Below are 26,782 nucleotides of genomic sequence, written 5' to 3' on the forward strand. Positions count from 1 at the left end.
TGATAGGGTGGCGGCCCCGGCCCGATAACGATCAAATATGCTCAAAGCCGAACGTCAGCAGCGCATCCTCGCGCGTATGCAAGAAACCAACGCCGTGACCGTGCGCGATCTGGCGCAGGCCTTTTCGACCTCGCCCATCACCATCCGGCGCGATCTGCTCGAACTGGGCGACAAAGGCATGCTGGCACGGACCCATGGCGGCGCGGTGGCCTTGCACGAGGTGCTGGCCGAGGGCAATGCGCGCTATGAGATGTACAGCTATGCCGAGCGGCACAATCAGCAGTCGGCCGAGAAGGCCGCGATCGCGGAGTGCGCGGCGCAGTACATCTCCGATGGCGACAGCATCCTGATCAACGCCGGCACCACTGCGCACGCGCTGGCTCAGGCTCTGCGCGGCCACCAGGATCTACACGTCATCACCAACGGGCTTTCCGTGGCCGCGGCGGCCGGGCAGAGCCGAATGGCGTATGTGTATGTGCTGGCTGGCCGGCTCGACACTCGCAAACAGGCCACTATCGAGCGCGCCGACAACGACACGCTGTCGGGCATCCAGATCCGGGAGGCGTTTCTCGGGGTGCACGCGGTGTCCGCCGCCGGCATATTCATGCGCGACAGCGAGGACGGCGCCATGAACCGCGCCTTCATCGCGGCGGCGAGCCGTACCACCGTGATGGCCGACCACACCAAGCTCAACGCGCATGCCAGTTTCCGCGTGGCCGCCTGGCAGCAGGGGCAGCGCCTGATTACCGATCCGGCGGCCGACCTGGAGGTCGTGGCCGCGATCCGCGCCCAGGGCGTGGAAGTGGTGATCAGCGCCTAGGCGGGTAGGGGCGCGGACCCGGTCGAGCTCTCAATGGCGAGTTAAAGCGGACATTCAAAAGGGCAAGTTATACGACCGCTTCTGGCCGCCATCGGCCGGTCGACAAGGACGGCTAGCCGCCAGAAGCGGTCGCCTACCTGATATATATTCGAGACTTCTAACCAAGTTTGCAAGGTAAGACGTGGAAATCGATATTACCTCTGTTGACGTCCGGCTATTTACACCCGACGACGATATTTCGACTCTCACTTCGTTACTGCACCGAGCATATGCCCAACTCGGTGAAATGGGATGGCAGTTCAAAGCTGTAGATCAGTCCGACGATGTCACGCGGCAGCGCTTGGATGCTGGGGAGTGTTATGTGGCGGTTGCGGGCGGCAACTTGGTGGGGACCGTACTCTACGTTCCTCCGCCACGGACCAGAGGGACACCATGGCTCGATCGGCCCGATGTCGCTAGTCTTCATCAGCTGGGGGTGGACCCCGCTCTACAAGGGTCGGGGCTCGGGACCAGACTGATGAAATACGCCGAAGCTCGGGCGGCAAACTGTGGTGCCAGTGAAATCGCTTTAGATACCGCCGAACCCGCAACGCATTTGCAAGATTGGTACATCTCACGCGGCTACCGGCCGATTGAATTTGCGCAATGGGCACACACTAATTATCGCAGCATCATTATGAGCAAGCCATTGGGCGAATCCGCCTAGACTTTTAGTGCGCGCAATGGACGCGCTGAACGCACGCCGGATGGGGAGAGAACCTTCCCCACTTGGCGACGGTGGGGCGGGAGTGATCGTGCGCCTTTTGCGGCTTCAGGTCGAAAATTGCCTGTCTTCGACGACCACTCCGGGCCAAGAGTGGCCGGCTGCGGGTTTACGCAATAACACTTTTGAGTGTTTATCGCACTTCGTGAGCGGTCGTTCGGGCGATCAGACGGCGAGAAACCTGCGGCCGATTATATTTCTCGCTTTCACTACGCAACGTGATCGCTTGTCCGCAAGAATATAGGCGGCGCTCTTAGCTGGATGCTAGTCGCACCAGGAAACGTGACACTTCGGGCAGCCGGTCATGCCGGTGGCGTCTGTAATTTCCAGAGTGACGTCCTCCTCGCAGCGATAGCAATAGCCTTCCGGCGGTAAAAAGGTGAGGCCTTTGGCTTGGCGGAGCAGTATTTGTGCTCGCTCGGCAGTGCACGCCCGCGCTGCTTCGTCCGGTCGGGTTATCTCGAACAAGTGCATGACCTGGTGCCGCAATTGCAGAAGTGCTTGCAACTGGATCTGCTCCTGCTCAGGTTCACCCAGAGCCAACGATCCGCTGCTCGGATGCCGTTCTAGCTCGACCTGCAAGCGGCCGTACTCTGCATGAGTAATGTCATCGACGCGCAGCAGCACCGCGCCGCATTCCACTGGGTACGGATCCTCGGCCCAGTTCGTGTAGGAGGACTCGCGGACGTGCAGCAGCTGGTCGAAGGTTTCTAAGGCGTCCCTCTCGACTAAATGGATCACGCCCTGGGCCCCCGCCAGCCCGGTACTTTTAATGTGGACAAAGCTTCCCTTGACGGTTAGCGTGAAGAACGGTGTTTGAATAGATTGCATTGTTAATCCTATTTGGTGTGGTGTTCCATCGTGGCAGGCGCTTTGTATGGACGCCAAGGGCGGGTAGCTTCCAATCCGATGTCCAAGGCCGCAGTCTTTTCCTCGAGCCGATCTACGACGCCGGCCAACTCGCTGGCGTCGTTCGTGTAGATCTCCGTATGGTGACGTGCGCGTGAAATAGCCACGTAATAGACGTCACGCTGCGTGGTCCGGCTAAAGCTCTCCGCGTTGATGAGTGCGCGGTCGCATGTGAGGCCCTGGGCGCTATGGCTGGTCGTGGCATATGCGCGATCCAGGTGTAGGGGGCCGGTGGCAGCATCCAGCGTGAGCCTCCGGCCGTTGCCGCCAATGGTGACGGTGGTGGGGGTTACCGCCAGCACCTCGAATCGGCCACCGTTGACAAGGTCAAGCTTGGCGTTGTTCCGTGTCACTCGCACCCAGTCGCCTGCAGACAATTCCGCCTGGACTGGCTCGTATACGGAAAGCTTGGCGGCGCGTGCAGGATTGAACTGCGTGCGCTCTCCTGTGATGACATGTTCGACAACCAGATCATTTGGCTTTCCTGGCGCTACGCCGATGACGCGGTACATCTCGGTCTGGCGTAGGTTGCCCGTCTTGTAGTCGCGTTCCGGTTGGAGGATGTCGCCGGCGACGTAGTACTTCGCCACCCGTCGCTCCGCCTGGGTCGTGTCGCGACGGGTGAGCAGATTGAAGTCGAATCCACGGCCAGACAGGCCCAGCGCCTGGTGCGTTGCCTCGTTCAGTGCATTGCGCGAATCGTTCGTGCCTGTGACGATCAGCGTTTCACGCCTTTCATCCCCGTCGAGCGTGGCGTACTTGGAGGCGATGGCGTCATAGCGGGTGCCGTCGTCATCGATGGAATGGACCGCTTTGAGCTTTCCGTCCAACACGGCGAGGGATGCGGACGCCTTGCCAGCCGCGGCGAGTTCCACCGCCGCCTTCAGTTCTGGCGATTTCTGGCGGATGATGTCCCCCATGAGCGAAGTCTCCATGCCGGCCGCCTGCAGCTGGTGAAACGGTCGGCCCGCTTCAATCGCTTTGGTCTGGCCGGTGTCGCCGAGCATGACCACACGAGCACCGTCGGCCTCGGCCATCTTCATGAGGCGCTCCATGATTCGGGCGGGAACCACGCCGGCTTCGTCGATGACGAGGACCGTCTTCGCGTCCAACTTGAAGCGGTCCTTCTGGCGCGCTTCAAGCACGGAGGCCACTGTACGTGCCTCCATGTTCAGCTCTCGCAGCGCCTCGATCTGCTTGCCGTAAGACGCCACCGCCTGGACGCGATAGCCGGCCGCTTCTGCCGCCTCCTTGACCTGCGCCAGCATGTGCGACTTGCCGGTGCCGGCCAATCCCTGCACGCCGACAAAGCGATGCGGCGTGCTTAGTATCAGGCCGGCCGCCGCGAGCTGCCCAGGCTTGAGCTTTTTGTCAGCCAACGCAGCCTGCGCCGCGTCCACCTGCAGGATCGGGGCGACGGCGTCACGGCCTTCGCGCTCAATCTGCAAAATGCGCTTTTCACGCTCACGCGCGGATTGCGTGGTGTAGCGGGCGCCCGTGGGGACATATTCGCCTCGGGCAATAGACTTGCGGACCTGTTCTTCCGCCTGCCTCTTGGTAGTGCCGCCTTGAACCAACGCGTCAACCATCTCGGAACGATACATTGCGGGCGCATCACGGTCCTTGGCGTGGCGATACTGCAGCGTGCCAAGGATTAGGTGACCCCTATCTAACGATCGTTTGACGGCACCTTTGAGGTCTGCCAGGTTGACGCCCGTGCCGTGGGATCGGCGCAGCGCTGTCTTCAGCAATGCCTTGCCATCCATGACTGACTCGCGCTCCGTGTGGTGTTTGATTGCCCACTTCAAGCATTCGTCGGCCGTCAAGGATTGAGCCTGCGGCGTGCGCTCGGCCGCCTTGCCGGTCGGTGTGTTCGACGGCTCGAATGACACGCCGAGATCCCTGGCCTGCCGCTCCCAGTCGCGCTGCAACTCCTCGCGAGTGAGCTCCGGCGCTTTGTTGTTGCGCGTCTTGAGCGCGATCGTCTGTTTGAGTTTGGGACTTGCGGTAAGACGAGTTGCACCCACCGAAGCCAGTTCGGCATTGATGTCTTGAGAACGCTTCGAATAGGCTTCGATCTGTTCTCGAGAGACGTGCGCAAGTTCAAAGCTCTTGCCCTCATATCGAATGGCGTGCCCGGCGCGTTCCAGCTCGGCGACGAGCTCTGCCGAATAGACTGACTGCACCAGCGAAACGAGCCGGTAGATCTCATCGTTCGAGATCGCGGTCCAGGACCCGTCCGCGCGCTGGGTAATATTCAGAACTAGCGCGTGAGTGTGAAGTTGGGGGTCCGAGTACGCACCGTCCGTCGGGCGGGCAGTCTCGTGGCGAAACTTGGCGATCGCGGCGTTCCCACTGCGCTCCATGGTGGTGACGCCCTTTTCCGTTTGGCGTGCCCGCACCAGCTCCTGCTCAATGAATGCCAGCGCCTTGGTGACCGCCGCGTCATGTGCGGCTACAACAGAAGGGTCCTTGCCGACCAGCGCTTGGATACTGACGCTCTTTGGAGGGGAGAACGTCATGTCAAGCGCGGCCCTGGCTTTGGCATCAAGCCGAACCGATTGAGACAGTGCAACTTCAGATCCGAAGTCACCGCGGAGCGCCCGCAGGAACTCGTCCTGTTGGATGCTGCCAGTGAGGCCAAGGGCCTCTGCAGCTTTTCCCTGCCACTGCGCCGCAGTACCGTCGCGGCTGTAGTAGTCATCCTTCTGGTCTGCGTAGTAGTGCGACGCCTTGTTGGCGGCGCTCCGGTGGATGGTCTTGAGCGAAATCATCGGATGTTCCATGCGAGCGGCCGCCGGCGCTGCCGGCGACCTGGTGTGATGCGCTTACGCCGCGAGAGTCGGATCCTCGGGTAGGTCGACTTGCGACCAGGGTTGAGGGCCGCTGGCAGACGAATTGGTCATACTTTGAGCGCCGCTGCGCCTCGCTTCGACAAAGGGCGCATTGCGAATAGCGAAGGTTGCCGGCTGGAGCTCGAACTTCGAGATCGGCCGGTTGCCCGCGAAGGCAACCCAGCCGGTGAGTTCAGGCAGCGTTTGTACCTGCGCGGCGGTAACGACGCGTTCTGTCGAGCGGACCATGCGTTCGCTCGTGTTCGGCGTCTTTCCAGGGTTTCGGCTATCGGTGTATTCCGGCCGCGCGACCTCATGCTCACCGAGCGACTTGGACATGACTTCTGCTGTTTCAAAGTCCGTCTTGGAGCCGCCGAGCACGACCAGCGAGCGGAAACTTGCGCGTAGCGTCTGGGACATCTTCTCTCCGAAAATGTCGTCCATTTGGGATACCGATTGAAGGCCAGCAAGCGCGCGGCCACCGTTCTTGCGCCCCTTCGTCAAGAAGTCCTCCAAGCTGGCCATCTTCTCCATCGACCCCAGTTCATCGATGACCAGCCACCACCGGCGCGCCTGATCTTCTGGCAGCGAAAGCAGTGCCGAGCAGAAAACGTCAACGAATGCGGAGATGAGAGGCTTCATCGCCTCCTTCATGTCCTCGCGCCACGTGATGTAGAGACTGCCGGTGCCGTGCTCCATCCAGTCACGAATGCTGAACTGTCCAGCAGGCATCGTGACGTGTTCTGCCAGATACTTGGAAAGCACGAAGCGTGCGCTCGTCAGGGCTTTGTTGGCCTCAGATGAGCCGGCAAACAGGGACTCGGCAAGCGTGCCGGAAAGGAAGGCCCGAAGGTCTTTGTCGGAGGCGATCGTGGTCCAACGAAAGAGCTCTTCGATGGACGGGTTTCCTAGTTCGTTCAGCTTGCGGGCAGCCTCACGAAGCAGGAGTCGAGCATAGCCGTTCCACTCTTCCGCGTTAGCGTCTTTGCCCAGCGGAACAATAGACAGCGCTAATCGCTTCCAGTCGTACTCCGCACGCACCTCATTGAAGAATGACCAACCCTCGGTCCGCTGATCATAGGGATTGAGCAGGACGTCGCTCTCCCGCCCGAATTTGCTGTAGAGATCGCCGTTCGGATCGACCACGACAATTCGGTCGCCACGCCGCAGGGCGGAATAGACCAGGTTGCGCAATAGCACCGACTTGCCGCTGCCCGTTGCTCCGTTCAGCAGGATGTGAAGATTCTCGATGCCCGTGGGCATCGGGACGCCGGCCACATCGATCTGCTGGCGGCCGTTTTCGGCGCAAAGCTTCTTCAGCTTCTTGACAGGGACCGCCTCGGTACCGCGAATGTGCTTCTTGTACCCGGCGCCGTCGAAGCCGTCTTTGGTTGAGTACTTCTTGAGCGTGAGCGAAAGTGCGAGTGCCAGGATGAGGGCGATGATGGGCGCGGCGATTAGGGAGGGGTAGTCTGGCGTGGAGACTACCCAGTGTGATAGCACCGTCCAGGTGATGTGGGAGAAGGGGAGGCCGGATAGCACCTTGGCTGTAAAAAGCCAAGCGCAAAGAGGAAGAACTAGAAGGGCGAACTTGATAATTCGCCGGCGTATGTCGGGTGCCATGAAAGTCCTTTCGGAATAGGAATAAGGCGCCTAGGGCGCCATTGAAATAGCGCCCGCAGGGGCTACCGATAAAGCGCGAGCGCCACAAGGGCGCCGCCGATGCCGCTGCCGATGAGCGCGCAGACCGCGCACAGGAGACCAGCTCGCCACGCGGCCGTCGGCAGAGCCCGGGTTGCGACGCGAGTCGCGATTCGGGCTTCGGACGTCGACTTAGCGAGGGTGCGGCTTGCCTCAAGAAGCGAGCGGGCGGCCTGGCCGCCCGCATTGACCGCAGCCTCCATGCCTGCTTGGCGCACAGTGGAGGGCAGCGCTTGCATTGCCTGGGCGATCCCCTCCTGCCGTGCTGTCAGCTGCTCCATCTGCCCTACCAGTTGAGCGCTTTCCTGCAGCATGTCGCGATACAGAAGCTCCATCCTGCTTCGGGGGATGGGGGACGAGGCGGCTGCGCTTTCGGGCTGAATGGCGGTCACAGAGTCCCCTACAGGAAGAGTGCGCCAAACGCCTTGTCCAGCTGCCGATCGACCGGACGCGCAAGCGACTGCAGGGCATGCATGTCGCTGAGGTGACTGACGAGCTTCGCATCGTCACGATCAGCCTGACGCAGCTCCTGGCGGTAGTCGCGCGGGTCGGCGAGAATTTCCTTGATCGTGGTGCGCTTGTTGGCCAGCAGATCGAACACCTCGTTTTCAAAAATCGCCGCTTCCGGATTGGCCTGGAAGTCGCCGGACTTGCGGGCGTAGCCGAAGATAGCTGCGAACTCCTCACGGACATCGGAATCGACCCGATTGAAGAGCACTCGCACGCGGTCGGCCGGCACGCCCATCTCCGAGAGGGCCTGGATCGTTTTGATCGTCTCGCGTTGCGCTTTACCCGAACTGACCACGGGCAGGACGTAGTAATCGATCTCGAGATGCGCCTGGTCGTACTTCACCAGCTCGGCCAGAAAGTCCTCGATGTTGGAGGCGCCGACGTCGACGATGGCGGCTTCTGCCATCAGCAACTTGCGAAAGAGGCGGCCAAATTGCCCGCCGCGCATCTGTTCGACATCCAGCCCAAGATCGGCTGCGCTTTCGTTCGTCGACTCAACGGCGATGATTTCGGCGTCCGGGATGCGGGGCGCCAGCAGGTGGCTCGTCGTGACGGTTTTGCCGACCGAGCCGGAATAATTGACGGTTGCGATTTTCATGGGTGATGCCTATTTTCTTCGGCCGATTTCGGCCAGTTCGTTGAGGTCAATGTGATCTGAGGCTAGGCGAAGCCGAACCAAGTCGGCCTTGCTTTGAATGCCGCCAGGAGCGGGGGTATCGGGGATGCGCGATGGACAAGGCAGACTTGCCTCGGAGCTGGGCGCGGAATGGCGGTCGGGCACGTTGTCGTCGATCTCCAAAGCGACGGACCGCTTGCGCCATCGGTAGAGCGCCTTTCGAAGCGACAGAAGTGTCACGGGCAAATCAGCGTTGATCAGGGATTCAACGATCTTGGCGTGGGGGACTCCCTGTCTGACGAGTCGGTCTATCAACGGAAGTAGCGCGCGAAACCGCGCGCGCTGGTCGGTGGCATTCAACGCGTTTAGCTGCTGAACGATCTCGCCTTTGTTGGCCGGCGGGGCGTGATTCTGTTGCATGGAGAGGCGTTTCCCAGGTTCGGTGAGTTGCGCGGACGCCGGGTTACCGCTCGAGGGCGGCCGAAATTTTCTCCGCACCTGCCTTCTGCCACGCGGTGGCTTCGAGCGCGAGGGATTCCACCTCGCGCACCAGGCCAACTTTGCCGCACGGGTAGCTGATGTCCACCTCTCTGCCTACGAATCGAAGCGGATCGGGTACGCTCATCCTGCCTGCGTCGTGCGAGATGGCAGTGCCGTTCGACACGAGCTGATAAACCTTGCTGCCCTGCACATCAAGAATGGCACCCCGATACGTCGCGCCGACTTCAGCCGGTTTCACTTCGGCCGGTGTCGAACCACGCCACAGAGTTTCGCCAATCACGAGCGTCAAATCCTCGCTGGCGCCGTGTCGCTGCAGCTCATCAATGGCCTCCGCTATAGGCATGATGTCGTAGGTGGTTTGTTCGAAGTCGCTCACGTGGTGCCATAGTTGTGTCTTGAGAAGCGCTTGGCCTTGCGTGTCGACCGCCAGTAAGGTGACCTTCTCGACCGCGTTCTCGTCTAGCGGCGACGGGTTTAAGAAGTCTTTCCGAACCACCGGCGTGGGCACGGTTTCTCGCATGACCGGGTGGTCTTCGAGATTTCGGAAGTCATCGAAAACGCCTGCGTCGATATCGCTTACCGACTTTCCGTCCCATAGCCGTAGCTTCGCTTCGGCTTCGCGCTCGAGCGCAGAGAGATGTTGCTCATAGGAATCGGCGGGGTCTACGTCCATCTGATCGGCTGCGTGGCTGACTTCGCCAGGTTGAGGCGTTGAGGGCACGTGAACGAATCGCTCGCCGGTGCTGACGATGGAGATGTCGACCGGCTTGCGTTCGCCGTCGGCGGAAAGAGCTCGCGGGCCGTTCGAAACGGGCGCGCGATCGGGTTGGGCGGAGCGAAACAACGCTTGGAATTTGGCTTTCAGGTCGGAGATTTTCATGAGATTTCCTCGTGAGGTGAAGGTGCGTAGCGCTCCAGGCTGAGCACCGGCGTGCGGTTGAGTTGACGTGAGCGGTGGCGCCCCTCGTGCTGCAGAACCGGGGTTGAAGGAGGGGGAGCCGCGCCCGTGGGCGGGCGCGGGGGAACCGTTGCGGTTCCCCGGGGGGTCGGAAGCGCGGACGCCGCTAGGCGGCCGGCCAGGGGGGCAGCAGCCCCCGCGCTTTTGGGGCCTTCCGATCCCCACCCGGCGGGATGCCCGCCGGGAAGGGGACGGACCTTTTTCTGGGGTATGCAGGCAGCGCAGCCATGGAGGTCAGCAGCGGTGGCGCGGCATTGGAGGCGTTCGGCAGACAGGTCGTGGCGCTAAGGGCGGGGCGAGGCCAGCGGCCCGCAACGCCCTGGGGGGCTGCCTTTCCCCCGCCTGGCGGCGCATCGCGCCGGCGGAGAGGGGGACTGAAGCTATGGGTTCAGGCCGGCGCCGCAGGCGTCGGGGCGGAGGGAGCGCAGCGATCGGAGGGTAGGCGGATCGGCGTTCGCGATGAGCCAGCGCCTCGCGCGCGACTCTCTCTAAAACCTATAAAACCTATATATACCTATTGGGTACCGTTTTCGGTACTGGCAAAAAGCCGTTTTCGGTACTGGCGAAAGCAGAAACTGGGACGGGCAAAAAGTACTTTTCGGGCTAGGCCCAAAATTGGGACTGGTCCCGATACTGGGCCAGGCTGTGGACAATTTCTAATGGGACGGCACGAGCCCAGCGGCCTGGAACACGCGCGCCTTGAAATGGGGAGGTGGCTCGTTCGGGGCCTGTTCCACGCCCAGCTTCTTGCCCGTGGCCACGATGCCGGTCCAACTGTTCTGCCACGCCGCGCCGGCGGCTTCGCCGGGCTCGCGCTCTCGGAAAACCCAAAGCCGCCACGACTCGAACCAATCGGGCGACGTGCCCAGCTCGCCGGGCCTGGATCTCATGTAGGCGCTGAATGTGGCGGCCATGGCGTCGATCTTCTCGTGCGTCCAGAGCGGCCGCTGTTCCTGCGTCCAGCTTCGCCATCGCTCCGGCAGTGTCCAGGTCACCGGGAGCCTGGTGGCACCGGCGCCGGCACCGCGCGCTTCGGGCTGGCGCCTTCGGCCTTTTTTCCGGGAGCCCTTCGCCGCCTTGCCGGTGGCTGCATACGTCGCGGGAGCGGAATTCCGAGAACTGTCGTGGGTGGGGCTGGAGTCGCCTGCTGAGGTCATGACGCCCTCTCTGGGCAACCCCTCGGACATGCCGTCAATACCGGCTCCATCCCGATCGCCCGGCTGCCGTTGGTCCAACGGTGGCGGGTTGTCGACTGGCGGCGCGGCCGCGGGGGCATCGTCTCCCTCGTCCTGCAGGCCCAAGTCTTGCTGCGCCGCCTGAGCCTCGCCGCCGGCGACAGCACCGGTGGCCGCTAGATCGATCAGCGGGACCGCATTCGGGCACAAGCGATAGATGATGCTGCTGCGATTGTCGCCCGCACGCCGCCCGGTGTCCTGTATCGCGCCCAGTTCGCGAAGCCGACCAAGCGCCTCGATGACCGTCTTGCGATTCAGATGCGTGACCTTGGCCAGGTAGTCGATTGATGCGAAAACGGTCCAATGCTCGGCATCGTACCGGACGAGCTGCGCCAAGTTGAGCAACACGAGCTTGGATGAGGATTTCTGGACGTCGGCCATTCTGGCCCATTTGGATGCTTCGACGCTCATGTTCGTCCCTTGCGTTGCTTCGAGGTTTTGCCGGGTAATGGATGGTGCGGGTACAGCTTGCCGATCACGAGTCAGCCTCCAGAGATTCAGCAATGGAACGACGTGCACGCAGGGGCAGGCCGTGTGCTTCGTAGAACTCGCGGCGGGCCATCAGCCACGCTTTGTAGGGCCAGGCACGGCGCTCGCCCCAGGGGTACGCGTCCTTGATGGCCTGGTGGGTTTGTTCGGCGCTGAGGCCTTCGGCGCGGCAGCGGTCGAAGACGCTTTGCATGATCTTGTAGGCCATGCGGGTGCGTGCTTCCTGCGCGCCGCGTTTGCGGTTCGCTCGGGTCATGGAAGTCTCCGGGTGAAATTGGCGTCGGGGCGGTGTGAATGGTCCGCCGACGGCAGCGCAAGCCCGGACTTGGCCGGGCGCGCTGGGATTACGAAACAGAGAGGACAGAGTGCGCGCTGGCCGCCTTCGCTGGCGCGCTCGCTCGGATGGCGCCTCGAGCTCGGCCGGGACTTCAGGCTTGCTGGGCGGGGTGGCCTTGAAAGACGTCTCGAGCCCAATGCGCGAGGAGCATAAAGTCGGCGTCCACCTTTTGGCGTTGGAATCGGGAGTCCGGGCAGTGAAGATGGAAGACGAGCTCGCCGTTGGCATCGAACATTGCGTCGATGGCCCAATAGTGCTGCAGCTCGCACGCCTGCCCATAATCAAGCAGGATCCTACCCGCGAGGCGCGCGGACCGAGCGACATCCGTACGGAACATAACGAAGGGCGTCCGACGCGTCGGCAGGCGCCACAGCCGATGTCCTTCGCAGCTGCTTACTGATGAGACGACGCCGTCGACGTTGAACGCCGCAACCAGTGCACGGACGCGCGGATCGATGACATCGAGCGCTAGCGCTTCGGTGTGTGGCCGCAACGATCCTTTGAAGAGGCGTGCTTGCATCCTCCGGCGAAAGGCGCTGCGCATATGCTCAAGTACGGCTTGCATGGTTTGTATAGGCCGGAAGCCGATGAACTTGCACGTCACCGTCGGCGGCCGTGTTGAAGTGCAGGCGTAGCAAGGCGTCGGTGGCCTGCTTGTAGCGAGAGCGCACACGCGGCGGCATGGAAAGGTATGCCAAGAAAATGGAAATCGCGCCGGTGATGCCGACAATATTCGTCAGCGTTGCGCTGCCCCATGCGCGTGCGTGCCACTCCGCCGATAGCTCCTGCAGCATAGGTACCGCTTCATTGGGAAAGGCCATTGCAAGAAGTGCCAGTAGCCAGAAGAGAACTAGGGGCCAGATGAGCAACATCTTCGCAGCGAGGGCGGCCGACCACTTCGAAGAGGACATAAGTTGCTCGACGGCGACACCGCTATTACGGAGAACGCTGCGCTGAATAGCGGCGTAATGCCTGTCGGCCATTGTCCCGACCGATATCCCGTTCACAGTGACCTTCCAGACGATGGGCCGCGGCTGGGTGACGCGTGCCTTCAGACGGCGGTCGTAACTCACCGCCGTGACGTACATCATGGCGGCGACTACCCCGGCAGATATCCCGAAAACAGGCATCTGCATGCCGCTCGCCATACCAATGACGAAAACAAGCAGCAGACAAAACGCAATAACGGTGAACCGGAACGGAAGTGAAAGATCGAGTTCTTTAATCATGGATTTTACTCGGCTGCGAGCGAAGCGCTCGCCAGGTGAAGAAGAGGGTTGAACCAGGAAGCGACGGTGCAAAGCACCTGTGGCTGCGTCCAGGGCGCCACGTGACCTGCAAACGGGCTACTCGCGCCAGCGAGAGCTACTTACACGCATGAGCCGAACGCAAGTTTTAAACTCACAGCCGCTCTTGCCGCTCGATTGCGTAGATCGCGTCCATCAAGCCATCCACAAGCTGGTGCATGTCGGCAGTGGTAAGTGAGGCGGACGCAGTCGGCGCGCCAGGCATGCCACAGCCATCCATGGCTAGAAGTGCGGTTTGGCCTTTGCCGCACTCGTGCTGGAGCCGTAGAACACCCGGCTGCCCCACCGGCGCTCTGAACGGGATTTCGACGTCTATGCGTTTGTTCATAGCACCCGCCCAGGGTTGAAATACACCTGCGTCAGCTTGTAGTCGGCGAAGTACAGCGAGATATCCAGCGTGGAAAACAGGTAGCGCCGAATGGTGTCGAGATCCATCTGATTGCCGGCCGTGGACTGCTTGACGAGGAGCGCGACGCGTTCAAACGAATCGGGCGCACTGTTGGCGTGCGTGGTCGTGACAGATCCAGGGTGGCCAGTATTCAGAGCGTTCAGGTAGTCCCACGCTTCCGGGCCGCGCAGCTCGGACAGGAATATCCGATCGGGCGAGCTGCGCATGGCGGCCTCGATGCACTCTGTCGCCGACATTCGGCCCGCACCTTTGCCGTAGATCATGTGCACGCGATTGGGATGGTTAGGCAGGAAGAGCTCGTGCACGTCTTCGATGGTCAAGAGGCGTTCGAGGGAGGGCACGCAGTCGATGAGGCTGCGCGCGAACGTCGTCTTTCCTGAGCCGGTCTTGCCCGCGACAATGATGTTGCGGCATTGAAGGACTGCGCGTCGCAGAAACTGCAACATATCCCTCGCTGTCAGAAGGTCGAGCAATTCCTTGTCGTTGTCGGTCAGGTTGTCGAGGTGTCCCGTCAGACCACTCACATTGACCCAGTTGGCGAAGGCCCCTTCTGCGGCCAGCTCGTCCAGCGTCTTCACGACACTGCTGTGCTTGCGAATGTTGATCGAGAGTGCGCCGTCGATCACCGCAGGCGGCTGGGCAACCTGAGCGCGCTCCCCGTCCGGCAGCAGCAGCGACATGATTGGCGTGAAGTTGACGTTGTTGTAGCTGGCCATGGCGCTCACCAACGCTTCCAGAAAGCTGAAGGTCAGCTTCGGATCGTGGCGCTCATGCCATCGCCCTTGAGAGCGCGTAAAGATAACGCCAGGCCGGGTGATGGTGATCTCGCGGACAGCGTCGTCGGCCATGTAGCCAGAGATGGGACGCATCATCTGGCGCAACGCTGTGTCGCGCCCGCCCGAGTCGACGGGCGGTGCACCGGAGGAGTCTTTCATAGGGAATCCAATTAATGCGTCTGGCCCGCCGAGACCCGAAGGTCAGGCAGGCCTAACGGAGGATGCGTTGGAAGCTTCGGTCAGCTTCGCAGCATTGGCAGTGCCGGCGACTGCGCTGCTACCGCGGGACGGACCGGAGCGTGTAAACAGAACTGAAGTCCAGGTCGCGAGCGACATAGATCCCCAACCGGCCTCCCTGGTTGCGGTATAGCGTCGGCGGAATGTTGATGGTGTTATCCAGCACCGTGGTAACCGCGTTGGTAGCCGCGTCGCCCGTCGTGTTGAATTGCACTTGCCCGTTGTCGCTGCTGCCACGTGAGGTAGCCCACGTGCCCAGATCGCTGATCAAGCTGACCAGGATGGCACCGCCGAACCGCTCAGCGAAGTGCGTGTCGATGAAGCCGTCCAGGCCTGCCTCACCCAAGGGGCCGGTGCCAGGCGAATCCAGGTGGATGACAACACCCTTGGGCGTTTCCAGCCGCGACCATACGACGCCCACGCGCGGCTGGCCCTGGGCCAGCACGCCTTGCTGATAGCCGATGAACCGGGATCCTTTGTCGATCAGGACCACGCGACCGCTGGTCGAGCGGATATCGTGAGGCGCGTAGCAGCTCAGCATGCCTGCCTGCGCAGTGACGAGCTTGGTTTCCTGGACGCAGTCGATCATCGAGCCCTGCGTGATCAACATGTCTCGGTTGCCGATCAAACCTGCTCGCGATGCCGAGAGCTTCATAGGGGTGAGTTTGCTGGCCATCGGCCCGCTGTCGACTTCGCGTGCTGGCGGAGGGGAAGAGCTGGACTGCCCGGAAGACTGGCCTTCTTGTCCCTTGGTGCCACGAAGGCCGCTGGCCAAGCGCCGCTGGGTGACTGCGTCTACCGTCACGGCCTGTGCAAGGTCAGGCACTGCGCCCTTCTGCTCCGCCTGCATTGGAGCAGGCACTATAGGCGTAGCCAGAGGCGAATCAGGCATCGGAGGTGGCGGCGGAGGAGGTTCGGGTCTGAGCTTCAGGCCGGGAAGCACGTTCTCGATTCTCGCCTGCACGGCGGGCGCGGCCTCCTCTGCAGCGGGCGAGTTAAATGCGCGCCATCCCGTTACGCCGATAGCCATCAGAGCAATCAGGATCATCAGAAACATGAACGCTTTTGCGCCCTGTTGCATCGGCTTGGCCGTGCCGGACAAATCGGGCCGGCCGCGGCCCTGTATCTGTGCCTGGTGCTCCTCGATCTCCGCCACGGCGTCAATGGTTTGACCGGGTCTTTTTCGCCTTTTGAAGAACTTCATGGCGCTGGCTCCTCACGAAGGACGCGTTCGACTTGCGGGGACACAGTCCCGGTGGCCAAGCTGCGTGCGACAGGCGGGCCATCGTTGTGAACGGCCAGAACCTGGTTGCCAATTCGCAAGTGCCACCGTTTGGCGACGCGATGGAGTACCACGGTTTGTTCGTCTTCCATATGGCGGTTCACAATGACCTCCTGGCCGTCGGCGTCGACGAAGTAAATGGCTGGCAGATCCTGGCCAGGCGCGAAACGAAGCCAGGTCTGCGCACCGTCATCCCAGGCGGCACTGGGTGCCAAGCTGATGTCGCCGCTCATCGAGTAAGCCTGCCAGTTGATGGCGACGTCCGCCGTGGCCAGGTCGCGCTGAACGCGCTCACGCTCTTCCTGGGCGGCCGACTTTGCCTGCTCAAGCTCGGGGTAGCGCAGCACCACGCGAAAGACACCACCGCTCTTTCGGGCCTTTTCATACTTCAGGAGGAACGAGTAGTTGCGCTTGGTCGTGATGTAAAGGAGGTTCGTGTCGGCCTGCTCGACGATAGGTTTGAGCAGGAGGTGCTTGCCGATCTGCTGAAAGTCATACGCGGCCGAATCACCGAAAGCATGAGTCACATAGTCCTCATCGTCGTTCAGCTGGATCTGCGTTGCGACACCCAGCGTCGTGTCGACCTGAATGACGTCTGCGGCGTCATAGTCCGTCCAGCGGATGCGTTGATCCTTGGGCGAAGCTGCAGGGCGGTCAAGCGACCAGGCCGGCGCTGCGACCGCGCATAGCGCGGCCGTCAGCACCGCCAAGGCCAAAGGCCTGAAGCGGATGTTCATCGGGCGTGCCCCATCTCGAGGTTGCTCTCGCGTTGGCGGACCTGGTGGTGCGAGTGCTGATGCTCGACGCCCAGCTCGGCCTGCTTACCATGGTCAGCGTCGCGCACCAGGCCGACGCCTCCGACGGCCTTGAACGGATAGCTGATCGCGAGGGCTTCTTCGTTGCCGGTCATCTCGAAGGAACGATTCAGCGTGTTGCGTGCGTGGACGATGAGGTCGCCTGTCTCGTTGTCACGCTGAATCAGGCAGTTGGGAGTCGTCCCAACGATCGGACCTTTGTACTCGCGACCGTCTTCCGGTTGGCGGATTTGTCGGTCCTGTTCCCCGTACAGTTCCACCGGACGGCGCGCTTCGCGGATCCGCTCTTCGAAGTGCTTGCCGATGCGGTCAGCGGCCATCACAGCGGTAGGCAGGCGCAGGTTCGCATCCTTTTGGAGATGGTCCTTGCACAAGCGGGCGGCGCCGTAAAGGTCGCTCTTTGCATAGCGCTCAATGTCGCGCAGCAGGGCAGTGCGCTGTGCGTTGTCCATGCGGCCCACATCTTCGAGGCGGCGGGCGAGTTCGTTGATTTGTGCTTTTTGCATGACGATTACCTCAGCGTTTCGACAGCGGTCGAGTAGGAAATGACTTGAAAGCCCAACGGGTTGTCACGGATCACGCTTTCCGACATGGGCGTATTGACGAACCGATAAGCGAGGGTGGCGATGAACTGCTCAGAATTCGGCGCCCGATTGGGGCCGATCTCGCTTCGGGTAAAGCGAACCGTGGCGGTCTGGTTGGGGCCGGGGGTGATCGAGCGGACGCTGATCGCCAGGCGCGTGTGCTCGCCATACTTTTTGTCCAGGGCTTCCCGGCCCGTTCTCGAGTCATCCTCGAACTTCGAGTGGTACTGCTTCTGCACGTCAGGGGAGCTGAACAACCCGCAGCGGTCGTACATGTTCTGCAGGGTTCGCCAGTCGTAGCCTTCGCAGGAAAGCACGTACTGAGTGACGAAGTAACGGGCGAGCCGGGGGCCGTAGTCTTCCCGTGCATCACCAACCTGAGATACGTTCTCGACCTCGCCGGTCGCGTCATTGACACGCACAACGTAGGGCGGTTGGGGCGTGTAGCTCAGCAGGAGGGCGGTCAGCGCACCGACAGCGAGTGCCGCCAGCACAAAGAAGGCTGTTGCCACTCGCCAAGCTTTGGCCCTGGACACGCTGAATTCCGTAAGAAGGTCTCGGTCCAGGCCACGGTTGCGATCCAGTTCTTGCTGCAGTGAGAGCTTGGGATCTTCAGAGGACATGACCTTCCTCCCTTTGCCCGACGAGGTGGAAGGGCCGCACGTTTCGTACGGACGTGAAAGGGCGAGCCGCGGCGAGCGCGGCCAATATGGCGTGCTTCATCGATTCTCCGAGGAGATGAGGGGATTTAAATCAGAGGAGGCTGGCTAATGCGCAGCTCAAAGAGAAGGGCACAGCGATTGCTGTGCCCTGTGAGAAACCGGCAGTGGCGCCGTTGATATTGCTTTGACCGCGCTAGCGATCCTGACTCATGTTCCGAACCATCGAACGGGTCATTTCATTATGTTGCTGTTGGGAGTGCCTTTTCTGCCAAGGCGCGCGTCCAACATCGCTCGAGCGTTGGGTAGTCGCTGTGCCCGCTATAAATAGCTGCGTCGGCCATTTGAAGCAGAGATACCAAATCGGCCGCAGAATCCACGTCCAGCTCGCGCGTGCCAAGCTCACCCACTGGAAGGCCGAGATCGGTTGTTCGGCTCCCGTCTGAAGGGACGGAGATAGGGGCACATCCTGGCTCACAAGCGGAGCCCTCGAAAGAGGTTTGCCCAGGGGCGTAATCGGGGCCATCAGTTCTCCCACAAATTGTCTTGAAATCGAGATGATGACTTGCAGTAGGTTTGGATCAATGTTAGCCGATCCTACCCAGGAAAGGAACCGAAATACCCCCCCCTTCTCCGCCCGTAATCTTTGCCGCCACGGTGGAGACCTGTTCAAGCATGTATTTGGAACACATCATGAAAAAGACGATGGCTGTGAGCATGGAAAAGATGTTTATCTGATCCGCTGCTGTGAGGTCTAACAGCCCTTGCTGCAGCATGCCGAACATGCCCATGATGAACATGAATACGACCATAAATAGGCCAGCATAGATTGCATAGAACAAGGCTTGACGCAGCCAGGTAGTAAAGAAATCCCGGGTCACATCGAACAGCAGAGCCAGTATGCAGAGTGGCCCCAACACGACGACTAAGCCCATCCCGACTTTTACGGTGATAAGTACTAGCATGCCGATCGCGCTCATTACGGCAGAGATGATCGTAATGATGACCGACACGACGACAAATACGAACGCTTGTGCGATCTTTCTGATGCCGCTGGGTGCGCGCTCCTGCAGCCTCGTGCCGATCTCCGCGCCATTGTTTGCGGCATCGTCCATCATCTCTGAAGGAGTCTTGACGGTGCCGGTAAAGAGCTGTGCGACCGACGTGGGTAAGTCCAGCATCACGGTGACGATCCTTTGCTGATAAAAGCCATTGGCACCGGCTATGCCCACAATGAGCACAATGTTGACGACACGTCGCAAAGCGTGGAGTACCGGGGTTTGAATTGCCCCGGAGCAGATTAGCCACCCGTACCAGATCAGTGAGATCGAAAGGCCGACCGAGACAAACGGCAAGATTTTCGCCGTGACGGATGCGACCATTGGCGTGACGACATTTGTCAGCATCGTGGTTACTGACTGATCGATCCAGTTCGCGATGCCACCGAGACTGACAAGGCTAACCCCGGTGGTGGCCATTACCGCGCTCCCGGAAGCGGCGCCCGAATTGCGCTGAGGCTAAAGGAACTATCGGCGAGCTTCTCGGCCTGCTGTTCCATCAGTGCCTGCTCCGCCTCGATCTGTCGGGTCAGCATATCCGCCCGAGTTTGGTCGGCCTGGATGTTGGCCTGCTCAACCAACAGACGAGCCTGAAGGTCGGCAATAGCCTTCGGATCCTGGGTTTGGTTGATCTGCGCCTGGAGCTGGTCCACCTGTTTGACGCGAGCGGTCATGGCTTTCTGGGTCTGCTCCATCATCGCCTGACTGCGGATAGCGAGTTTATCGGCGCGCGCATCGAGGTTCTTCTTGTCTTGCTCGTAGTTCCCGGTCAGACGTTCCTCGCGCTCAATGCGCTCCACGACGTCTGAGATACCGCCCAGCCCGCCGCTGGACGCCCGCAGGATCTCTCGTGCGTCCGCCGGCAGGGCATTGCGGATCGCCGGGTTGTTCAGGATGTCGCCGAGGTTGCGCGTGCCCGTGAGCGATTCGAGTTGGCGTTTCTGACTTTCGAGCTGACTCTTGAGAACCTGGATCTGCTCGGCGTACTTGGCCAACGTCTCCACATGCTTGATTGCGCGGTCGGCGAGGCTGGCGCCGTCAATCACGGGGATTCCGCTCGCGTGGACAGGGGCCAGCGCGTTGCAGAAAAGGACGGCGGCCAGGCATGCGGTGACCCGTGCGCGCCAGGGGCTGCGCAGGCGGGTATTGCCGTTGTGCTTCTGGGTCATTTTTAGCTCCTTGTCGCCTCTTGGGCGCGTTTGAGGTAGTGGGGCAGCCAGATCGCGGGATCGTCGCCATGGGTGGCGACGGCCGCTTCGGCGATTTCGGCCAGGTCTTCAGAACCGGAGAACACCAGCAGTGCTTCAGGGCAAGAAGAAAGGTCCAGCTCGGCGGTGACGGCAGACTCGTTTTGCTTGACGACGAACTGCCGGCTGAATGGCGGCAGTTCCTTGACCATCTTGAAGACGGCCGGGGACAACTTGAAACCCTCGACATATTCCTCGGCGGTTGCTTTGGGGTTCTCGAGGAACATGGCAGTTGCCGACTGCTGAATGAGCGAGCGCCCCACCGGGTTCTCCAAGATCGCCGCCGGTTCCTGGGTTGCGAACACCAGGACGCCGTTCTTCTTGCGAACGGTGCGGCTGGCGTCCTGCATCGATGCTTGGAAGTACGGCACTTTCAGCGGGTGCTGCACCTCGTCAAAGAACAGGGCGATACGTCGGCCGTCCATCATCTGGTCAGTCCGATAAAGCAAATATGTGATCGCCGCGTCCCGGATCGGCCCTTGTTCGAGAAACTCCGTCAGGTCAAAGCCAAAGAGATCTGTGACTGCGAGGTCAAGCTCGTCCTTCGGGTTGTCGAACAGCCAGCCGTTCTCGCTTCCGGCACACCAGCGCTTGAGGCGGTCCTTCAAGCTGAGCTGGCCATCTGGCGCCGGCGCCGAAGGCAAGAACTGCAGCAGGGTAGAAAGGCACCGGTCCCCCAAGTCGATATGGCTGACCAGGTGGTCGATTGCCTCGGCGATCTGCTTTTGCTCGGAACTGCTGGGCGGCTCGTCGCCCCTGGCGCCCAGTTGCCGCGTCATGCTCGCCATGAATGCGACGTTGGAGGCGGTGGGCGGCAGCTGCAGGTAGTTCCAACCGGTTCTGACGCCCAGGCGCAGCGGGAAATACTTACCGCCCATCGCCATGACCGTGACTTGCATGCCGCGATCCTTGTCGAAGACGACGCCCGTGTAATTGAACTTGCGTGCCTGGGTGATCAGATGCCCTAACAGAACGGTCTTGCCAGCGCCTGACTGCCCGATGATGGACGTGTTGCCAAGGCGACGCTTGCCTGTATCGTCCACGTCCTCCAGCGAGGCGTGAAAGTTCAGGTAATAGGGCGTTCCCCCAGTCGTCTTGAGCATCGTGACGGCCGGACCCCAAGGATTGCCCGCGGGCTTTCCGAAGAGGTAGTTGTGCATGGACGCGAAGCTCAGGAAGTTGAGCGAGGTGATGGGCGCCGGGCGAGGGCGCCACTTCCAGTTGCCTGGGAGCTGCGCGGCCCATGCCGCCAGGGAAGCGCGATCACACAGCTTTCCAATGATCTCCTCATCGGCCAGCGCGCCGCTGATGTTTGCAGCCGCGCGAAGGGCGCTTTCGTTGTCCTCTCCGAACACTTGGATCGTTGCGTGATGATCCCCCATGACGAAGCGGCCGGCGGCCAACTCGTCACGCGCCTTGTGCAGATCCGCGATCTGTGACGACGAGTAGTCGCCCGAGTCTTGCAGCCATTTGATCTGGCGCGATAGGGCTTTCAGACCGTCTGCCTTGGACATTGCCCCGAATGACTGCGACAGGACGAACTCATGAGGCTGATTGAGCAGGCAGTTCAGATGGCCAGCTCTGGTGTTGTTGGGGTATTCACGCAATTCCAACATCACATAGCGGCGTGTCCAGTCGGGCCCGCGCATCTCGCCCAGCTCACCGTGCGTGGAGAAGAACTGCCGGCTGGTCGGCAGGTAGTTGTAGAGCCGGGCATTGACCAGCGGCACGGGCTGCATCTTGCCGTTGAGCAAATAGCCCAGGAACTCCGCGGGCTCCGAGAACCGCGACATCCTGCGCGGAGCCTCCTCATCGCCTATGTCTTGCGGCGACTCGCGTTCGACGATGGACAAGAGATCCGGCGAATAGCGCTTGAGCGAGCCGCGAAGCTTGCGGTTGACGTCATCGAGCTGCTCGATGGCCTGGTTCTGCCAGGCGAGCGCCGCGCGCGCGGTGCGCTTCTCAAAGTTCGAGAGCAATCGCAGCGCGGGATCAATCTGCGCCCGCATCAGCACGGTCAAGTACATCTCGTTGATCATCGGCGGCTTGCCTGCAAAGACCTTGCGGTACGCGGCGTCATGATCTCGCGAGAACTGGTCCGGATAGTCACTCTCGGGGTACTCGAAGACCTTGCGCCGGACCAGGTGCGACCAGATCCCGAATCCAGTCGGAAAGCCACGGAAGACGTTGTTCAGCTCCTCGACCCAGCGATAGTGTTCCTCTTCGCTGTAGCCCTGGAATGTACGGCCGTCGATACGCCACACTGAAAGGTACTCCCAGTCGCGGGTTGCGACGATGGTCGGGGTGACGTGGTGGGAATAGGGAACGTATTCGCTAACCGGTGGCTCATGCGCCGGCAGCGTCACGGTGGATTGTTGTTTCATCGGTCGTGAACTCCGCGCCCGCGTGCCCATGGGCGCCGCGGACTGTAGGGCGTGGGTGTGAGCGAAACTGCTCCCCAAAAGCCCTTGTTTTTGGCGAAGATCTTGGTCTTCAACCAAAGCTCCCAGATCCAGAAGGCCCGGTCATCGTTGCGGCTGACAATGGCCATGATCGGATAGAGCGCAGGGAAGAGCAGCCAGCCCCACAGGGTGAAGGACGCCGCCGTGACGGTCAGGAAGACCAGGGCCGCAAACGCCCGCGTCGGAACTCCACCCGGGACGGTGGCGACGCGGGTGGCTCCCTTGAAAAGAGGGAAGCGGTTGGGCGGCACTTCGGACCCCACCGCAACTGGGGCGGCTGCGGCGGGGGCTTTTGCCTTCTGCTTAGGCGAGGTGGCCATGTTTAGAAGAGCAGCTTGATGATGCCGCCAGCGATCGCGCCGGCAAATACCATACCCACCGCCCACTGATAGGCGGTCTCCTTGCGAATCACGTCGAAGGAGTAAAGGATGCCGATGATGCCCGCAGAGATGAGGCCGATGACCGGGATGATCAGCCAAAGCCAGTCTTTCAGAGCTTGCGTGGCACTGGTGGCCTTCTCGAGCTGAGCCATGGCCAGCTCAGGTTGCAGCATGAGGAGCGCTGCCAGGGTGGCATATGCCAGTGCGGTGAGCATGCGCCAGCTCTTGGACGGCGTTTTGATGTGGGAGGAAGAGGAAGCGACAAACATGTGAAACTCCAATGGGTGTGGCCTTCCGGCCGGTCGGCGGGGAGGCGTTTGTTGAGGCTGATGGGAAAATTCCGGTGTTTAGCGGCTAAACACGTTGAGGGGTACGTGGCTACTGCGTAGGCGGACGTGTGGGCAAGGTCGGTACTGGACGCCCGAATACCGCGTCGGTCTGCGGCGTGAAGGCATCGTTGCGCCGGGTGCCGAACGCATCTCTGCGGGGCGCTTGGAATGCGTCTGGCTTGGATGGCTTGGGTGGCGGTGAACTACCTGCCTTGCGTTCGGCGTGGGCGATGGCGCCGGCGTCCTTCACGATTGCCGGTACGGCCAGGCCCGCGCCTGCGATAACCTTGCCGACATAGCCATTGGTGAAACCTGATGTGAGGTTGCCAGTGTTGTAGCAACTGAATGCCGCATACAGCGCATTCTGTCCAGGCCCATGCAGCTTGGCTGCGCGCTGGTAGCAATTCACGAGTACGCGCTGCGCAGAAGCCAGGTTCACGCAAGGGTCAAAGATGGACTCCGGCGTGACACCCAGCCACTTCCAGTTGCGCACGTTGATCTGGCCGTAGCCGACATCGAAGTCGACCCCCTTGGCCATTAGCTCACGCACCGCTTCTACAGCTTCCTCCTTGGACTTGGGGCGGATGCTTCGATGCGGCTTGGCGTTGACGCCAATGGCAAGCGGATTGAACGCAGACTCGTGCCGCACTACCGCGCTCAGCGTACTGATATGCACGTCAGGCGCGCACTGCCGGGCGAGCGTGGGAAAGTCCATCGTCTAATTCCCCCCGCTTCCAGAGCCGTGTAACCACTCCTCGTGCTGCTTGCGCTCGGCGAGTTCCTTTTCGTACTTGGCGAGTTCGCGGTCATAGTCCTTCGCCTCAACCCAGTAGCCGCGCTCTTCGGGCGTTCCAACGTAGCGAGGCAGATCGTCATCAAATGACGTGTACTCGTGCGAGACATAGGCGTTGCAGTAGCCCGGTCGTTTGTTGCTGATGATGGGGTATCCGTCGTCGCTGGTCCCTCGCCAGGCGCCGAGGCCCGCGTTTAGGGAGCCTGCGTCGCATCGCCCTGCGCCATGGGCGAGCGCATCTGCGAGTGATGCCATTTCCTTGGTTTGGTTGGAGGACGGGCACAGCTTCAAAAAGTCATGGCGAGCATCCAGCGTGTCGGACAGCTTTTTCTTCTTGATGCCGTAGAAGTGCGAGAGGGCCGGGTCGCACTGCCCCGGCCGTACTCCGCTGGAAAGGCAAATGAGCGCTTCGCAGGCCAATTTCTTGTCGCCGGTCAGATAATCGAATTGACCGGGGCTTTGCGCCCACGCCGGAGATGACAGTGCCGGGAGAATCGAAGCAATGATAAGCGCCATCAGGCGCCGCAGGATCTGCATGGTTGGGGTCCTCAGATTAGTGGCAGATGTCGTAGCTACCGACGTCGACGATGTTGCGGCCTTCACGCGTCTCGGTAGTCACGATGCAACCGCTCACGGACGTGATGTTGACTACACGAGTGGCTGGAATGCAGTGGCTTCCATCGCCGCCCGTGTGGCCGTCGCAGCTTCCGTACAGCTCGGCGGTACGATTGCTGTTGGACAGTTTGCAGTATCCGAAAAAGCCGCTTTCACCCCTAACTTCGACCGACTCGCCGGGTTCCGCCAGCTTGCCGTACCAGATGGGATCGTTAGAGTTGCCGCTACCGGCGGTGGTGCCCGACGCGAACAAGCAGTTCAAAGTGGCCGAGGGTCGATGAATCGTGACCCCGTAGCGGGTGCCGTAGTACACCAACATGGCGCGCTGAAGGTTCGGCGTAACGATGGTTGAGTGATTGTCCGACCATCCACTTTGGCCGCCGTTGACCCCCGCTATTAGGGCGTCGACTACCCCAGGAAGGCGCGCCGCCACACATGCGTCTTGCCAGGGCCCCCAGCCCTCGTAGGCGACGTCGGCGTGATTGGCCTGCAAGATGTAAGCCGTTCGGTACCGAGTTCGGCTGCCGGTATAGCCCGCGGGGCAAGTGGCAGATTCGGACTGGGACTGAGCCAGGCGGCAACCACCGTAAGTTGTGTGCCAGGCATAGCCTGAGAAGCAGCCGCCAGGAGGAAGCGGCGCGCCTTGGGTGACCTGGACGTTCATGAGCGTAAGGTCCGTCTTGAGCTGGACGTCGGCCTGCTTGCCATTCGGGTCCGCCGCAGCCGCGGCGTGGGTGGACACCAGCAACGCAGTCAGGGCGAGCGCACGCCGGCCCCAGCACTTGAGAGTGTGGAAATTCATGCTTGCCTCAAAGGTGATGAGTGCGTCCATAGTGGACGCACGTGGGGGACTGCCTAGTTCCTGCAGCCCTGGATGACGGCGGCGCGTGCGTTTGCGCCTGCCGGAGAGATAACTACGCGGTCGCCACTCATTGCCACGGTCTGGCCCACCCGAACATAGCTGGAGCCAGAGTTTTGGAAGCTTCCCGCGAACGTGCCGTTCACGGTTACGGAGCCTGCGGCATTGACCGAACCTGATCCTTGAATGGTCCCTCCGACCGAACCGCCAACGTTAACGTCAGTCCCCGTGACAGTGACGTCTAGGGATTGGATCGACGCATACCTCCACGGCGTCTGACCTGCTGGGCAGGTGAGCGCCGGAACTGCTGCATCGGTCGGCAGGTTGCTGTACACCCCAGTAACCACGTGACCGAAGGGCGTAAACCACACCCCGCCCGTGCAAACCGCGAGCATCTTATTGGCCGTTGAAGCGTAAAGACCTTCGATCGTGCATGCGGCGCCTGGGGCGACCGACGTTTTGAGCAGCAAGCCTTTGTTGCTCTGGATCGTCTCTCCCACTGTCAAGGTGTTATGCAGAGTGACGGGGCGGGTTTCACCATGCCGCACGAACTGGCCGAAGGGTGTGGCGTCCAGGCTTGCAGCGATGACTGCATGCCCTGGCTCTGTGCCGAAGTCAAACCAGGCACGCGGAATGTCCATCAGCGGCCCCCGTACATTTGCGGACCCGCGCGCGTCGTGGCCACCGTAGCCGTCAGCGGCCAGAACCACCTTGCTCAGGAGGGCTTGGTCGAAAACGCTACGGTTGGCGGCAGGCGGTGTGCATCCGGCATTCTGTCGGAGGCTGCGCGCTGCGTTGATGGGATGGCAGGCGTAGACGAAGGCGCTGGTACGGCAATCAGCGCCTGGGCAGGCACCCTGTCGGACCAGAATGAACCGCGCTACGTCTCCCAAGCTCGGGTATCGCGGGATGGTCGCCGGCAGCAGCCCTAGCGCCGTGAGATCGGAGAGCCCGCCCCGCGCCACTTGCGCACCTCCCACGCTGGCCCAGGCTAGAGCTGGAGGCGTGGGATACGAGCCTGCGGGCAGTCCGGTGAGGTCTTCGCCGCGCAGCCAGGCCTCGTGCTTTAACTGCAGATCGACCACCGCGCCCCGGATTTGCATCAGGTAACGGCCGGTCGCTTCAGCGGCGCCTTCGTCTGCTTTGCGTCTGACTTCCTTCGCCGCGAATACAGCCAGCAACATGACGAGCAGTAGGGCGACCGTGACCTCGACGAGAGTAAAGCCTGCCTGTGTGCGCGCGCGGGAGGGCAGCGGTGATTGAAATAATTGCATTGGTTCGCCTCCGTTGAGAGCCC

The 26,782-nt window shown here is 61.3% G+C and carries 27 protein-coding genes; 2 read left to right on the top strand and 25 right to left on the bottom strand.

Annotation, left to right across the window (positions count from 1 at the left end):
* The first annotated feature begins 37 nt into the window (after positions 1–37).
* Together AB3147_RS04050 and AB3147_RS04055 are read left to right on the top strand one after the other, a co-directional pair.
* Entirely contained in the window at positions 38–820 is a 783-nt protein-coding gene (locus AB3147_RS04050; protein ID WP_026382209.1) for a DeoR/GlpR family DNA-binding transcription regulator, read from the top strand.
* Between the two features lie 286 nt (positions 821–1,106).
* Entirely contained in the window at positions 1,107–1,526 is a 420-nt protein-coding gene (locus AB3147_RS04055; protein ID WP_227741372.1) for a GNAT family N-acetyltransferase, read from the top strand.
* A 321-nt stretch (positions 1,527–1,847) separates the two neighbouring features.
* Here AB3147_RS04055 and AB3147_RS04060 read toward each other — a convergent pair whose 3' ends face one another.
* The 25 genes from AB3147_RS04060 to AB3147_RS04180 form a co-directional block, all read right to left on the bottom strand.
* Positions 1,848–2,414, bottom strand: a complete 567-nt coding sequence (locus tag AB3147_RS04060; protein WP_152383438.1) for a hypothetical protein — start codon at positions 2,412–2,414, stop codon at positions 1,848–1,850.
* A gap of 8 nt (positions 2,415–2,422) precedes the next feature.
* Positions 2,423–5,266, bottom strand: a complete 2,844-nt coding sequence (mobF, locus tag AB3147_RS04065; protein WP_152383439.1) for a MobF family relaxase — start codon at positions 5,264–5,266, stop codon at positions 2,423–2,425.
* 54 nt (positions 5,267–5,320) lie between these two features.
* On the bottom strand, positions 5,321–6,949 hold the full coding sequence (locus AB3147_RS04070) for a type IV secretion system DNA-binding domain-containing protein (RefSeq protein WP_152383440.1): 1,629 nt from the start codon (positions 6,947–6,949) through the stop codon (positions 5,321–5,323).
* Positions 6,950–7,011: 62 nt separating this feature from the next.
* Positions 7,012–7,419, bottom strand: coding sequence for a hypothetical protein (locus AB3147_RS04075; protein WP_175157252.1), 408 nt, complete (start codon positions 7,417–7,419; stop codon positions 7,012–7,014).
* 8 nt (positions 7,420–7,427) lie between these two features.
* Positions 7,428–8,135 carry a StbB family protein gene (stbB, locus tag AB3147_RS04080; RefSeq protein WP_152383442.1) on the bottom strand — a complete coding sequence of 236 codons (708 nt, stop codon included), beginning with the start codon at positions 8,133–8,135 and terminating at the stop codon, positions 7,428–7,430.
* Positions 8,136–8,144: 9 nt separating this feature from the next.
* Positions 8,145–8,573, bottom strand: a complete 429-nt coding sequence (locus tag AB3147_RS04085; RefSeq protein ID WP_152383443.1) for a hypothetical protein — start codon at positions 8,571–8,573, stop codon at positions 8,145–8,147.
* A gap of 43 nt (positions 8,574–8,616) precedes the next feature.
* Positions 8,617–9,534: a KfrB domain-containing protein gene (locus tag AB3147_RS04090; RefSeq protein ID WP_152383444.1), complete on the bottom strand. Its 918-nt coding sequence runs from the start codon at positions 9,532–9,534 to the stop codon at positions 8,617–8,619.
* A gap of 734 nt (positions 9,535–10,268) precedes the next feature.
* Entirely contained in the window at positions 10,269–11,258 is a 990-nt protein-coding gene (locus AB3147_RS04095) for a helix-turn-helix domain-containing protein (protein ID WP_152383445.1), read from the bottom strand.
* A gap of 64 nt (positions 11,259–11,322) precedes the next feature.
* Positions 11,323–11,592, bottom strand: a complete 270-nt coding sequence (locus AB3147_RS04100; protein WP_152383446.1) for a hypothetical protein — start codon at positions 11,590–11,592, stop codon at positions 11,323–11,325.
* Positions 11,593–11,764: 172 nt separating this feature from the next.
* On the bottom strand, positions 11,765–12,238 hold the full coding sequence (locus AB3147_RS04105) for a hypothetical protein (protein WP_152383447.1): 474 nt from the start codon (positions 12,236–12,238) through the stop codon (positions 11,765–11,767).
* Positions 12,222–12,902, bottom strand: coding sequence for a hypothetical protein (locus AB3147_RS04110; RefSeq protein ID WP_152383448.1), 681 nt, complete (start codon positions 12,900–12,902; stop codon positions 12,222–12,224). Before AB3147_RS04110 ends, AB3147_RS04105 begins: the two co-directional genes overlap by 17 nt.
* Before the next feature lie 402 nt (positions 12,903–13,304).
* Positions 13,305–14,324: a P-type DNA transfer ATPase VirB11 gene (virB11, locus tag AB3147_RS04115; RefSeq protein ID WP_152383449.1), complete on the bottom strand. Its 1,020-nt coding sequence runs from the start codon at positions 14,322–14,324 to the stop codon at positions 13,305–13,307.
* A gap of 118 nt (positions 14,325–14,442) precedes the next feature.
* Positions 14,443–15,606 (bottom strand): type IV secretion system protein VirB10, encoded by a 1,164-nt coding sequence (virB10, locus tag AB3147_RS04120; protein WP_152383450.1) that lies wholly within the window; start codon positions 15,604–15,606, stop codon positions 14,443–14,445.
* A complete protein-coding gene (locus tag AB3147_RS04125; protein ID WP_152383451.1) occupies positions 15,603–16,421 on the bottom strand; it encodes a TrbG/VirB9 family P-type conjugative transfer protein in 819 nt (272 codons plus the stop codon). Before AB3147_RS04125 ends, virB10 begins: the two co-directional genes overlap by 4 nt.
* Positions 16,418–17,005 (bottom strand): hypothetical protein, encoded by a 588-nt coding sequence (locus tag AB3147_RS04130; protein ID WP_152383452.1) that lies wholly within the window; start codon positions 17,003–17,005, stop codon positions 16,418–16,420. Before AB3147_RS04130 ends, AB3147_RS04125 begins: the two co-directional genes overlap by 4 nt.
* 5 nt (positions 17,006–17,010) lie before the next feature.
* Positions 17,011–17,706: a virB8 family protein gene (locus AB3147_RS04135; RefSeq protein WP_152383453.1), complete on the bottom strand. Its 696-nt coding sequence runs from the start codon at positions 17,704–17,706 to the stop codon at positions 17,011–17,013.
* A 623-nt stretch (positions 17,707–18,329) separates the two neighbouring features.
* Positions 18,330–19,220 (bottom strand): type IV secretion system protein, encoded by an 891-nt coding sequence (locus tag AB3147_RS04140; protein ID WP_152383454.1) that lies wholly within the window; start codon positions 19,218–19,220, stop codon positions 18,330–18,332.
* Positions 19,220–19,969, bottom strand: a complete 750-nt coding sequence (gene virB5 / locus AB3147_RS04145) for a P-type DNA transfer protein VirB5 (RefSeq protein WP_152383455.1) — start codon at positions 19,967–19,969, stop codon at positions 19,220–19,222. Before virB5 ends, AB3147_RS04140 begins: the two co-directional genes overlap by 1 nt.
* 2 nt (positions 19,970–19,971) lie before the next feature.
* On the bottom strand, positions 19,972–22,431 hold the full coding sequence (locus AB3147_RS04150) for a VirB4 family type IV secretion/conjugal transfer ATPase (RefSeq protein WP_286895896.1): 2,460 nt from the start codon (positions 22,429–22,431) through the stop codon (positions 19,972–19,974).
* Positions 22,428–22,829, bottom strand: a complete 402-nt coding sequence (locus AB3147_RS04155) for a type IV secretion system protein VirB3 (protein WP_082900587.1) — start codon at positions 22,827–22,829, stop codon at positions 22,428–22,430. Before AB3147_RS04155 ends, AB3147_RS04150 begins: the two co-directional genes overlap by 4 nt.
* A gap of 2 nt (positions 22,830–22,831) precedes the next feature.
* Positions 22,832–23,158 carry a TrbC/VirB2 family protein gene (locus AB3147_RS04160; protein WP_152383457.1) on the bottom strand — a complete coding sequence of 109 codons (327 nt, stop codon included), beginning with the start codon at positions 23,156–23,158 and terminating at the stop codon, positions 22,832–22,834.
* Between the two features lie 109 nt (positions 23,159–23,267).
* Positions 23,268–23,933 (bottom strand): lytic transglycosylase domain-containing protein, encoded by a 666-nt coding sequence (locus tag AB3147_RS04165; RefSeq protein ID WP_152383458.1) that lies wholly within the window; start codon positions 23,931–23,933, stop codon positions 23,268–23,270.
* A gap of 3 nt (positions 23,934–23,936) precedes the next feature.
* Positions 23,937–24,548, bottom strand: a complete 612-nt coding sequence (locus AB3147_RS04170) for a TrbM/KikA/MpfK family conjugal transfer protein (RefSeq protein ID WP_227741356.1) — start codon at positions 24,546–24,548, stop codon at positions 23,937–23,939.
* A gap of 16 nt (positions 24,549–24,564) precedes the next feature.
* Complete coding sequence (locus AB3147_RS04175) at positions 24,565–25,458, bottom strand: hypothetical protein (protein WP_152383459.1); 894 nt, start codon at positions 25,456–25,458, stop codon at positions 24,565–24,567.
* A 23-nt stretch (positions 25,459–25,481) separates the two neighbouring features.
* On the bottom strand, positions 25,482–26,759 hold the full coding sequence (locus AB3147_RS04180) for a prepilin-type N-terminal cleavage/methylation domain-containing protein (RefSeq protein WP_175157418.1): 1,278 nt from the start codon (positions 26,757–26,759) through the stop codon (positions 25,482–25,484).
* Positions 26,760–26,782 lie beyond the last annotated feature (23 nt).

Source organism: Achromobacter animicus (assembly GCF_040775605.1).
Lineage (GTDB): Bacteria > Pseudomonadota > Gammaproteobacteria > Burkholderiales > Burkholderiaceae_B > Achromobacter > Achromobacter animicus.